Genomic DNA, 11252 nt, shown 5'->3' with positions numbered 1-11252 from the left:
GGCCGGAGCCGCGGGCGGCGTCGCGGGGGCGGCAGGCGTCCCGGCCGGCGGTGCGTCGGGGGCCGGAGCCTTCGTCACCTCGGCCACCGTGGTCTTGGTCAGCTCCGGATAGGCGTCGACCACGTGGGCACCGTTGAGCGGCTTGCTCTGGCCGTTGTGGCAGGTGGTGCAGTTCACCTTGGGCACGTCGCCGAGGACGCCGAGGCGGTATTTCGGGAACGTCGAGGTCAGGGGCTCCATGAAGGTGCCGTTGATGTCCCGCACCATGCGGATGCCGTGCCAGGCGGTGGTGCGCTGGGGCGTGCTCTGCTGCCAGTTCGAGATGGCCCGGGTGTTGTGGCAGAAGGTGCAGTTGACCCCGAGCCCTTCCGACATGTGGATCATCAGGCCGTAGGTCTTCTCCGCATCCTGGATCGGCTTGCCCTTGGTGGTGGGCAGCGCCGTGGTGGCGTTCACCCGGATGGCGTTGTTGTCGATGGACTTGTCGGCGAGGTATTCCGTCAGGGTGTCGTAGGGCAGCGAGGCGAGGCCGACGGAGGGCGCCGCCATGTTCTGTCCGTTGTTGCGGGACACGAATCCCGAGGTGTGGTTCGGGCCGGGATTGGTGAACCAGATGTTGGCCGGCACGGGCTGGCCGCGGTGGCAGGTGTAGCAGGTGACGCCGGCGCCGCCCGTGTGGTTGGCCTTCCAATCGCTGTTGAGATGCTGGGTCATCTGCAACATCCGGCGGGCGACCTTCTTCTGGTAGAGGCTGTCGTCGGCCATGTTCTCGGTGTTGTGGCAGTAGGTGCAGCCCTGCTCCGGGCTGACCCACTCGGTCATCGAGACCATCAGGCGGTTGAACTCGTTCACGCTGACGTTCTTGAGGACCTGGACGTTCTCGTAGGTGGTGCCGGCCAGTTCCTCGCCGGGCTCGGCCGGGTCGGCGGGCGCCGGCGCCACGTTGGCGTCCTTCTTCTCCGCGACGCCGTCGCGGGTGTGGATCTGCGCCATCGCGGTGCCGCGAAAGCCGTTCTGGGTGGTGGTGAGCGGCGGCCGGTCCCAATCGGTCAACCCGACCATCGCCACCGTGAGGAAGAAGGCGATGGAGGCCCCGAGGACGACGAAGAAGGTCTTCATGGGGTCCCTCCGGGCTGGCTCAGGGGATCGACGATGGGCGCGTAGACCTGCGGGTAGGCCGGGGCGACGCCGTGCTTGACCGCCCAGAGGTACCAGTTGTCGACCACCGTGCCGGTGAGCAGGATGCCGATGCCGCCGGTCAGGGTGGTGAGCACCGCGAACCACCAGGCCCAGCGGTGGACCGATTCCATGGTGGCGTTGAAGCCCATGGTCCAGCGCCAGAACAGGGCGGCGCGCTCGGTCGCCGTGCCGCGATCGACGATCTGGTCGATCTCACGCTCGCCGCCGAAGCGGCTCACCGCCAGGATGGTGCCGCCGTGCATGGCGAACAGCAGCGTCGATCCGTAGAGGAACACGATCGAGAGCATGTGGAACGGGTTGTAGAACAGGTTGCCGTAGCGCAGCGAGAACGCGGCGGTCCAATCGAGGTGCGGGAAGATGCCGAACGGCACCGCCTCGCTCCACGAGCCCATCAGCACCGGCCGGATGAAGCCGAGCACGAGGAACAGCCAGATGGCGGAGGCGAACGCCCAGGGCACGTGGTAGCCGAGGCCGAGCGCCTTGGCCCGGCGGAACAGGCGCAGCCACCACAGCAGCACCGAGGCCGTGAGGAAGAAGCCGGCGATGAGCCACCATCCCCCCTCGGCCAGCGGCGGCAGGACCCGGAGCCCGTATTGCGGGCGCGGCGGCTCCAGGGCGAGCCAGGGGAGCTGGCGCACGAACTGCACCGGGTCCCAGTTCACGCTCGCCCACATGTTGAGGCCGATGATCTCGAAGGCAATGAGACCGCAGGCGAAGGAGAGCGCGCCGAGGTAGCCGATGTAGATCGGGCCGACCTGGGCGTTACCGATGAGGCCGATCAGGTAGGAGTTGAACGGCTTGCCCCAACGATGACTGCCGGAGGGCAGCGGGATGCCGAGTTCCGGCGTCACCGGGCGAACTTGCACTTCCGAGAAGATGTTCTGGTAGTAGGCCATTGTTCGGTTCCCCCCTCAGCGCCAGACCGGGAGATTGAGCCACCAGCCCCACCATTCCGGCCAGCCACGGGTCCAGAACGGGCCACTGATGACGATGCAGACGGCGCTCCAGAAGCCCGCCGACAGGGCGAGGAACAGGCCGAGCCGATGGATGCCGAGCGTTCCGATGGAGTAGCCGATGGTGTCGCGGAAGAAGGTGTCCTCGTGCTCGGGCGTCTTCACCACTTCGCCCTTGCCTGGATTGGTCGAGGACAGGATCAGGGAGCCGTGGAGGGAGAGGGCCAGCGTCGTCGTGAAGAAGAACGACACGGCCAGCATGTGCGCCGGATTGTAGTGGAAGTGCAGGTACTGGTAGCCGGTGTTCGACACCCAATCGAGGTGGGAGAGGATGCCGTAGGGGAAGCCGTGGCCCCAGGCGCCCATGAGGAGCGGCCGGACCACCACGAGGGAGACGTAGGCGAGGATCGCCACCGAGAAGGCGAAGGGCACGTGGTAGCCGATGCCGAGCTTGCGGCAGATCTCGACCTCGCGCAGGGCCCAGGACGAGAACGCCCCGACGGCGCAGAATGTGATGATTTGCCAGAGGCCGCCCTCCTTGAGGGGGGCGAGCGCCAGGCCGTATTTCAGGTCGGGCGGCGCGATGTTGATCTGCCAGATGTTCCAGGTCGGGCCGAGGGCGGCGCCGTAGAGGATCAGCGCCGTGCCGAGCACGGAGAAGAACAGCGTCGTGACGCCGAAGAAGCCGACGTAGAACGGCCCCACCCAGAAATCGAACAGGTCTCCGCCGATCAGCGTGCCGCCGCGGACGCGGTATTTTCGTTCAAAACTCAGCATCGCCATCGCGAAACCCTCCCGGCGCCACGGTTCTTCTCGGGTTTTCTTGGGAGTGGCGCGGGCGGGGGCCGATAAGGATCGGCCGCCCGCCCGCTGACCTTGGCTCGGGCGCCCGTCAGGCGGGCATCGTCGGCAGGACGAGGCTCTGGGCGTTGGCCGCGCGCGGGGCTTTGGGGCCTTCCAGCCAGTTGAACCGGTCGGTGCTGAGCAGGATGAAGTGGATCAGCAGGGCCAGGACGAACAGGAAGGTGAACAGCGCCACCAGGGTGCGGCGCGGATCGAACAGGAGCCAAACCTTGTGCATGGTGCGTCCTCCTCAGGAGATGAGCGAGGCGACGGTCTGGGCCGCCGTCTCCAGGGCCGCGTAGCCCTTGGGTCCCGGCAGCCACGGACGCCACATCCACACGAGGATGTGGGCGACCACGGCGATGGCCGTGAAGATGATGAAGCTCGTCAGGAAGATCGCGTGGAACTCCTTGGCTTCGGGTTCCGTCAGCCCGGACAGGCTGCTGGGTTTCTCGACTATGCCGTTGGCCATCGGTTGAACCTCCGTGGGTCTGGCCGCGCGGGAGCGCGGCGGCTGTCACCGGGGCCTCGACGGACTCCGGCGGTCCTTCCCTCCGTGCGACGGATGGGAGGTCGGTGGCGGGCTGGCGGAAGGGCCGCGCCCGAGAGGCAATTCACCCCATGAAGACGCGAATCATCCCATGAAGACGAAAGGGATGGCCGAGACGGCCATGCTGCGCGCCTCGGCGAAGACCGAGCGCCGCTGCGGCGCGATCCCGACCGGATGGGCCGGCATCACGCGCTGCATGCAGGCGGCGGCGAGGAAGAACGGGTAGGTCGCCGCCAGGATGAGGCGGAACTGGACCGCGTCCTGATGCAGGCGGGAGACCGGGTTCAGCGAGCGTTGCATGGGGCACGTCTCCTGTGGGCGGATCGTTGCGGCGCGGGCGTCGGCAGGAACCGGTTGGACGGCGCCGCGCCGTTCCAGCCGGGAAGGGAGTGGGCCCGCGCGTTCATGCGGCGGCCCCGAGGGCCGTGTCGGCGCGGGCGCGCGCCACGTGATCGGGGGTGACGCGGGGGGCGTCCTCGCGGCGCGCGGCCCGTTCGGCGGCATCGCGCAGGCGCTTGGCCGCCGAGATCCGCACCAGCACCGGGTGGGACTCCACCAGGGCGTCGAGATCGGCCCGTGCCGCTTCGTCCCAGGGCAGCTCGCGGTGGAGCCGCGCCGGCGTCGCCTCGACGGCGTCCATGTCGCGGGCGAGGGGCAGGATGTGGAAGAGCATGTCGAACAGGGCGTTGCAGACCTCCTGGACGAGGTAGGTCGCGCCCGAGAACCCCATGAACGGCGTGCCGGTGTGACGCCGGATGATGGCGCCGGGGAACGAGGCCGGGACGAAGATCGCCCGCGCGCCGGCTTCCGCCGCGTACATCCGCTCGTTGAACGAGCCGAATAGCACCAGGGGCGGATTTTTCGCGATCAGGTCGCGGATCGTTCCGTTGTCGGTCTTCTCACCGGCTTTGCGGGACACCGAAAAATGGCAGGGCAGGCCCATCTCGTCTTCGAGGAAGTGGCGCACGCCGCGGGCGTAGGTGTCGCTCGCCACGATGCCGAAGCTCGCCGTACCGAAGAAGTCCTGGGTCACCGAGCGCCACAAGTCCCAGACCGGCTTGATGGTGGTGTGCTTCTCGCGGTCGATGAACGGCTCGGGGTCGAGGCCGAGGATTTCGCCCAGCGAGCGCAGGAACTGGGTGGTCGAGTGGATGCCGATGGGCGCCTGCAGGTAGGGCCGCTCCAGGGCCTCGCAGAGCAGGCGCCCGAACTCGCGGTAGAGGCAGATGTTGGCGTCCGCGTTCACGAGCTTCGGAACGTCGGCGAGGTGCGAGCCTAGGGGGAACGCAAGGTTGACCTCGGCGCCGATGCCCTCGACGAGGCGGCGGATCTCGGCGAGGTCGGACGGCATGTTGAAGGTGCCGTAGGCCGGACCGATGAGGTTGACGCGGGGGCGCTCGCCGGCCTTGCGCTCGGGCCGAGCCGGGATACCCTTCTTGGCGAAGCGTTTGGCGCCGTATTCCTGCCAGAGCCAGGCCATGGCCCGGTCGGCGGCCTGCCACTGGTCCTCGTCGATGGTGCGCGGCAGGAAGCGCTGCAGGTTGGTGCCCTCCGGGGTGACGCCGCCGCCGATCATCTCGGCGATGGAGCCGGTGACGACCACGCTGGGCTGGCCCGGATCGAGGGTCGAATGCGCCCGCTTCATCGCGGCTTCCGTGCCGTGGCGGCCGAGCTCCTCTTCCGCCAGCCCGGTGACGACGATGGGCAGCTCGTGCGGCGGCAGGGCGTCGGTGTAGTGCAGCACCGAGGTGACGGGCAGGTTCTCGCAGCCCACGGGTCCGTCGATGACGACCTGCAGGCCCTTGATGGCGGTGAAGACGTAGACGGCGCCCCAGTAGCCGCCGGCCCGGTCGTGATCGAGGACGAGCATCAGGCCATCTCCCCGATCGGATCGTGGGCGGGCTTGCCCCGCGTCGCGGCGGCGACGGCCTTGCGCAGCTGCGGCACGTCTTCCCAGATGCCGGCGGCGTGGCCCTCGCCGACGCCCTCGAAGAAGGCCCGCATGGCGTCGAAGCGGGGCCGGTTGCCGATGGCCGCGTTGATGACCTTGGCGAGCGACCCGGCGCCGGCGACGCCCATGAGCGGGCGGGCCGAGATGAGGTTGGTGAAGTACAGGGCCGGAATCGCCAGGGCCTTGGCCTTCTGCACCACAGGGGTGGTGCCGATGGCGAGATCGGGCCGGAATTCCATCATCGCGGCGAGATCGTCCTCGAGGGAGGCGCGGAACCGCACGGTGACGCCGCGCGCCTCGAGCCAGTCGCGGTCGGCCTCGGCATAGGGCGTGCGCGGGCAGGCGGTGCCGACGTAGCGCAGATCCGCGCCGCTCTCGACGAGGAGGCGCCCGACAAGGAGCTCGGAGCCCTCGTAGCCCGACAGGGTGATGCGGCCCCGGATCGGGGTCGCGGCGAGCGCCCCCCGGATCATCGGCAGCAGCCGGTTCTTGGCCGCCTCCACGGTGGCGCGGGGTACGGCGCAAGCCTCGCCGATGCGGTCGAGCCAGTCAGCGGTGCCGTCGTGGCCGACCGGCGCCGAGCCGACGATGGGGCGGCCCGCCATTTGGAACTCACGGATGGAGGCGGTGTAGAACGGGTGGATCGCCGCCACGGCCGTGCAATCGAGGGCCGCGTAGAGCTCGCGCCATTCGCGGGTGGGGACGACGGGACCGGCGGCGAGGCCCAAGGGTTCGAGGAGGCCGCCGATCACCACGGGGTCGGCGGGGAACATCTCGCCGAGGAGCGCCACCGTGGGCCGCTCGGCCCGGCCGGTGCGGGGCGCCTGGACGGGGCCCTGCTCCGCCTCCGTGCGGGCGAATTTCAGCATGGCGCCGGCGAGCACGTCCTTCGCCTCGGCGTGGGTCGGTACCCCGAAGCCCGGCACGTCGATGCCGATGATGCGGACGCCGTCGATCTGCTTCGGCAGGAGCCGCAGGGGCACGCCCGAGGCGGTCGGCACGCACAGGTTGATCACCACGACGGCGTCGTAGTCGGCGGGTTTCGCCACGTCGAACACCGCCTCGCGGATGTCCTCGAACAGCTTGCCGGTGACCAGGGTCTCGGAGTTGAACGGCACGTAGCCCACGCTCCGCTTCGCCCCGTAGAAATGCGAGGTGAAGGTCAGCCCGTAGACGCAGCAGGCCGAGCCCGAGAGGATCGTTGCCGTGCGGCGCATGCGCAGGCCGACGCGCAAGCTCCCGAAGGCCGGGCACATGCTCTGGGGCTGGTCGTGCGGCCCCGCCGGGTAATCTTTTCGGAGTTGCTCCAGCGTGTCGGACATCCCGGCAGCTTCCGCCGCCGCCAGCATGGTCGCTTTGCCGGAATGGCAGCCGAGACCGTCGCCCTTCGCGGCGGCGAGGTTCACCACCTCGGCCGGAGCCACGATGGGGGCCAGGGTCGAGGCCGGACGCTCCTTACGGGCGCGCAGATCGGCGATGTCGAGGGTGACGGCCATGATGCGTCAGACCTCGTCGTAGACGACTTCGAGGGACGGCTTCACCACGTGCGCCGTGCCGCACATGTCCTCGAAGGTGGCGGGCACGAGCGTCACGCCCCGGCCCACGGCCTCGCCCTTGAACAGGCCGAGCAGCCCGTCCTGGGAGAGCGGGGTCGGGTGGTTCGGGGCCGCGTCGTGGACGTTCTGCGCGAGGTCGGCGAACAAGGAGCCCCACGGGCTCTCGGGCCGGCCGATGATCTCGTAATTCGCGCTCTTCTTGCGGATGTCGTCGTCGGCCGGGATCGAGGCCAGGACCGGGATGCCGACGGCGGCCGCGAACGCCTGGGCCTCGCCGGTGCCGTCGTCCTTGTTGATGACGAGGCCGCCGACGCCGACGTTGCCGCCGAGCTTGCGGAAGTACTCCACCGCCGAGCAGACGTTGTTGGCGACGTAGAGCGACTGCAGGTCGTTGGAGCCGACGACGATGACCTTCTGGCACATGTCCCGGGCGATGGGCAGGCCGAAGCCGCCGCAGACCACGTCGCCGAGGAAGTCGAGCAGCACGTAGTCGAAACCCCATTCGTGGAAGCCGAGTTTTTCGAGGAGTTCGAAGCCGTGGATGATGCCGCGGCCGCCGCAGCCGCGCCCGACCTCCGGCCCGCCGAGCTCCATGGCGTAGACGCCGTCGCGTTTGAAGCAGACGTCGCCGATGGCGACCTGCTCGCCGGCGAGCTTCTTCTTGGTGGACGTCTCGATGATGGTCGGACAGGCGCGGCCGCCGAACAGCAGCGAGGTGGTGTCGCTCTTCGGGTCGCAGCCGATGAGCAGGACCTTCTTGCCCTGCTGGGCCATCATGTAGCTGAGGTTGGCCAGCGTGAACGACTTGCCGATGCCGCCCTTGCCGTAGATCGCGATGATCTGCGTCTCCTTGGTGGCCTTCACCGGCACGGGATCGGGCTCGATGCCGGCCTCGGCGCGAAGCGCTTCCGATGCCTTCAGGGCGGCGCCGTTCAGCTGCATGTTCATGCGGCACTCCAATCCAGGATCATCTTCAGGCAGGCGGGCTCGCCGAAGGCCGTGCGGTAGGCCTCGGCCGCGTTGGCGGCCGGTTGGCGATGGGTGACGAGACCGTCGAGGGACAGGCGCCCCGACGCGACATGCGCCGCGACGGTGGCGAGCTCCTCGGGCTTCCATTGGGCCGCGACCCGGATGCGGGCCTCGCGCAGGAAGGCGGGCGGGAAGGTGAAGGCCAGCGGCGCCTCGTAGAAGCCGGCGAGCACGATCTCGCCGCCGAACCCCAAGCGCCCCATCAGGGTGTCGAGGAGGCTGGCATCGCCGCTGGCGTCGGTGATCGTGGCGTAGTCGCGCCGGGCGTCGGCGTCCGGGTGGAGCACGGCGTAGCCGTCGGCCCCCTCGGCCCGGATGGGATTGGTCTCCCACACCACCGGCGTGCCGCCGGCCGCGACGGTGAGGCGGGCGAGCAGGCGCCCGAGCACGCCGTGCCCGACGATGAGGGAGGGGCCGGACTGGGCGGCGCCCAGCGCATGCTGCGCCGTCGCCGCCAGGGCGAAGAGGATGCCGCGCTCGCTCAAGGAGGGGTCGAGGGGCACGAGGCGGGCGCCGGCGCTGACGAGGTGCGAGGCGGCGCCCCCGAACAGGCCACGCACGGGCCCGAAGCAGCGCGCGCCCGGCACGAACACGGTCTGTCCGACCGCGACGCCCGATTCCGCACCGGCTTCGATGACCGTGCCGACGGATTCGTAGCCGGGCACCAGGGGGTAGCCCATGCCGGGGAACATCGGCATCCGGCCGGACCAGAGCAGGCGTTCCGTGCCGGTGCTGATGCCACTCCACCGCACGGCGACCACGGCATCGGCCGGACTGGGAGCGTCGAGGGCGAGGGTGTCGAGGGCGATCCGTTCCGGCTCGTGGAGGACGATGGCACGCGCTCGCATGGTTCTGGCCCTCCCCGTCCCGGGACCGTCGAAGCGCGGCCCGCATGTGTCATCCTAGATAGACACTTTTATTCGTCAAGCATTACTTACACTCTCGGGTGTCTAATCGGGTGGACACGAGGAGCCGGGTCAGGAGGGGACGGCGGGTCTGGATCTCGCGGACCCCACCGAAGCCGGCCTCGGTGAGAAGCTCCGTCAGCTCGGCGGCCGTGCGGCAGCGGCCGGTGCCCATGGCGAGGAGGTAGAAGCCGAAATAGGCGTCGGCCATGGCCTCGGCCCCGGGCGTGCCGGCCATGGGTTCGGCGATGAGGAGGGTCCCGCCCGTGGGCAGGGCCGCGTGGGCCGCGCGCAGGAGGGCGCGGACCCTGGCGTCGTCGTGGTCGTGGACCACGCGCACGAGGGTGACGACATCCGCCCCGGGTGGCAGCGGATCGTCCGGGAACGCGCCGCCGAAGGTTTTTGCACGCGCGCTGAGATCGGCTTCGGCGAACCGCGTGGCCGCCCGCGCCGCCACGGCGGGTAGATCGAACAGCATCAGGCCGAGGCCGGGGGCGTGGCGGGCGGCCGCTTTCAGGAAGGCGCCCTCCCCGCCGCCGACATCGAGGATCCGGCGATGGTCCCGCAGGGGATAGGCGTCGAGGATGTCCCCCGCGATCAGGGCCTGGGACGCGCCCATGAGTTCGCCGTAGGCCGCCACCGGTTCCGCGCTCGCGGGATCGCCGCGTGCGGCCTCCGCGTAGGCCCAGTAGCCGGACAGGTTGGTGGGACCCTCCCCCCGCAGGAGGGCGACGGGGTCGGCGAGGTCCGCGTAGAGAAGGGCGTGATGCTCGATCATCGCCGACACCGACGGGTTGCCGATGAGGGCCGCGCCGAGGTCGGCGAGGGCGAAGCGGCCGTCGGGCAGGCGGGCGAGAAGGTCGAGGGCGGCCGCGGCCTTGAGCAGGCGCAGGGCCCGGTCCGGCGCGAGGCCGACGCGCGCGGCCAGGGCCTCGGGCGCCAGGGGGCCGTCGGCGAGGAGGCGGAACAGGTCGAGGCGTACGCAGGCGAACAGGGTCTGCGAGTAGACGAAGCCGGCGCAGAGATCGAACAGCGCCTTCGTGTTCGCCCGGGCGATCCGTCGCGTGAGGGGAAAGCCGGCGGCCCAGCGCTGGAAGCCGGGCCGGGCGATGGTGCGGGTGCGGAAGGCCCGCCACCGCGCCCGCCACGAATCCTTCGACGGCGCGACGTCGCCGGGGAGCTTGTCCACGCCCGCCGCCGCCGTCACCGGTGGGGTGGCCATGGTGGGCACCCGCCCGTCAGGCCATTTCCCGCACGAGACTGGCCGGCAGGAACAGCCGGGTCTGCGCCTCGATCTCGGCCCGGAGCGCGTCGGCGCCCGGGCAGGCCGGAATGACCTCCACGGCCTCGCGGGCGAGGCGCTTGAGGCGGGCGAGGGCCCCGCCCATGCCGAGAAGCGCGGCGGCGTTGGGCCGGCCGAGGGTGGCGTCGCGGCCGACCGGCTTGCCGACTTCCTCCTGGCGGCAGGCGACGTCGCGCAGGTCGTCGGCGACCTGATAGGCCTCGCCGAGGCATTCCCCCAGCAGGCGCCACGGCAGGGCCGGTGCGCCGGCGGCGGCGGCGCCCGTCACCGTCGCGGCGGCGAACAGGGCGCCGGTCTTGGCCTGCTGATACTCGGCCAGCGCCACGTGGGGCTCGGATTCCCAAGCCTGGCCCGCGACGATGCCGTTGGGCGAGCCCACCGCGCGGGCGACGAGGCCGACGAGGGCGGCCAGCCGCCCCGGCGAGCGCGCCGCGCCCCGCGCCAGGGTCTCGAAGGCCGAGACGATGAGGGCGTCGCCGGTCAGGACGGCTAGGGGCTCGCCGAAGGCGGCGTGGACGGAAGGCTGGCCCCGGCGCAGGGGCGCGTCGTCGAAGCACGGCAGGTCGTCGTGGACGAGGGAGGCGCAGTGCAGGAGTTCGATGGCCGCCGCCGCCGCGTCGGAGGCCGCCGGGTCGTCGTCGCCGCAGGCCCGCGCCACGGACAGGCACAGGCGCGGCCGGATGCGGTGGCCGCCGGGGAACACCGCGTAGCGGATCGCCTCAGCGAGGCGCGGTGGGGCGCCGGGGGCCTCCGCGTGGGCGACGGCGGCGTCGAGGGTGCGCTCGATGCGACGGTTGGCATCCATCTGACGTCTCTCCCCATCGGTGTTGCGAATGTCTCTTCCGCTTGTCGATAGAAAGTGTCAGATAATATTGACACTCGTCAAGGTGCGGTTTGGGTGACGGAGGGGCGGCGCGCTCCAGCACGGTGACGTCGAGGCCCGCATGGGCGAGCCGCAGGGC

At 70.3% G+C, this 11252-nt stretch carries 12 protein-coding genes; all 12 read right to left on the bottom strand.

From position 1 onward, the window contains the following. Window positions 1-1119 (bottom strand): photosynthetic reaction center cytochrome PufC (gene pufC, locus FV218_RS20210; protein ID WP_147711303.1); only part of this gene is annotated, 1119 nt, incomplete at its 3' end. Next, entirely contained in the window at window positions 1116-2096 is a 981-nt protein-coding gene (gene pufM, locus FV218_RS20205; protein ID WP_056096630.1) for a photosynthetic reaction center subunit M, read from the bottom strand. The genes pufM and pufC, both read right to left, overlap by 4 nt. Before the next feature lie 15 nt (window positions 2097-2111). Continuing rightward, window positions 2112-2936, bottom strand: coding sequence for a photosynthetic reaction center subunit L (pufL, locus tag FV218_RS20200; RefSeq protein ID WP_056096633.1), 825 nt, complete (start codon window positions 2934-2936; stop codon window positions 2112-2114). Between the two features lie 109 nt (window positions 2937-3045). Beyond that, on the bottom strand, window positions 3046-3234 hold the full coding sequence (gene pufA / locus FV218_RS20195) for a light-harvesting antenna LH1, alpha subunit (protein ID WP_091972319.1): 189 nt from the start codon (window positions 3232-3234) through the stop codon (window positions 3046-3048). A 12-nt stretch (window positions 3235-3246) separates the two neighbouring features. Beyond that, window positions 3247-3468: a light-harvesting antenna LH1, beta subunit gene (gene pufB / locus FV218_RS20190; protein WP_056096638.1), complete on the bottom strand. Its 222-nt coding sequence runs from the start codon at window positions 3466-3468 to the stop codon at window positions 3247-3249. Between the two features lie 162 nt (window positions 3469-3630). Beyond that, window positions 3631-3846 carry a hypothetical protein gene (locus tag FV218_RS20185; RefSeq protein ID WP_056096641.1) on the bottom strand — a complete coding sequence of 72 codons (216 nt, stop codon included), beginning with the start codon at window positions 3844-3846 and terminating at the stop codon, window positions 3631-3633. A 103-nt stretch (window positions 3847-3949) separates the two neighbouring features. Further along, on the bottom strand, window positions 3950-5416 hold the full coding sequence (bchZ, locus tag FV218_RS20180; protein ID WP_056096643.1) for a chlorophyllide a reductase subunit Z: 1467 nt from the start codon (window positions 5414-5416) through the stop codon (window positions 3950-3952). Further along, window positions 5416-6993 carry a chlorophyllide a reductase subunit Y gene (bchY, locus tag FV218_RS20175; protein WP_147711301.1) on the bottom strand — a complete coding sequence of 526 codons (1578 nt, stop codon included), beginning with the start codon at window positions 6991-6993 and terminating at the stop codon, window positions 5416-5418. Before bchY ends, bchZ begins: the two co-directional genes overlap by 1 nt. A 6-nt stretch (window positions 6994-6999) precedes the next feature. Beyond that, window positions 7000-8001 (bottom strand): chlorophyllide a reductase iron protein subunit X, encoded by a 1002-nt coding sequence (locus tag FV218_RS20170; RefSeq protein WP_056168743.1) that lies wholly within the window; start codon window positions 7999-8001, stop codon window positions 7000-7002. Continuing rightward, the gene (bchC, locus tag FV218_RS20165; protein WP_147711299.1) at window positions 7998-8930 is read right to left on the bottom strand and encodes a chlorophyll synthesis pathway protein BchC; all 933 of its coding nucleotides are present in this window, start codon (window positions 8928-8930) and stop codon (window positions 7998-8000) included. The genes FV218_RS20170 and bchC overlap by 4 nt, the downstream gene beginning before the upstream one ends. 82 nt (window positions 8931-9012) lie before the next feature. Then, the gene (locus tag FV218_RS20160; RefSeq protein ID WP_147711298.1) at window positions 9013-10209 is read right to left on the bottom strand and encodes a methyltransferase; all 1197 of its coding nucleotides are present in this window, start codon (window positions 10207-10209) and stop codon (window positions 9013-9015) included. A 16-nt stretch (window positions 10210-10225) separates the two neighbouring features. Next, window positions 10226-11095, bottom strand: a complete 870-nt coding sequence (locus FV218_RS20155) for a polyprenyl synthetase family protein (RefSeq protein ID WP_147711297.1) — start codon at window positions 11093-11095, stop codon at window positions 10226-10228. Between the last annotated feature and the right edge of the window lie 157 nt (window positions 11096-11252).

It is taken from the genome of Methylobacterium sp. WL69 (genome assembly GCF_008039485.1).
Taxonomy (GTDB): domain Bacteria; phylum Pseudomonadota; class Alphaproteobacteria; order Rhizobiales; family Beijerinckiaceae; genus Methylobacterium.
Note: the sequence above shows the minus strand (reverse complement) of the source record. Positions and strands in the feature narration are given on the sequence as shown.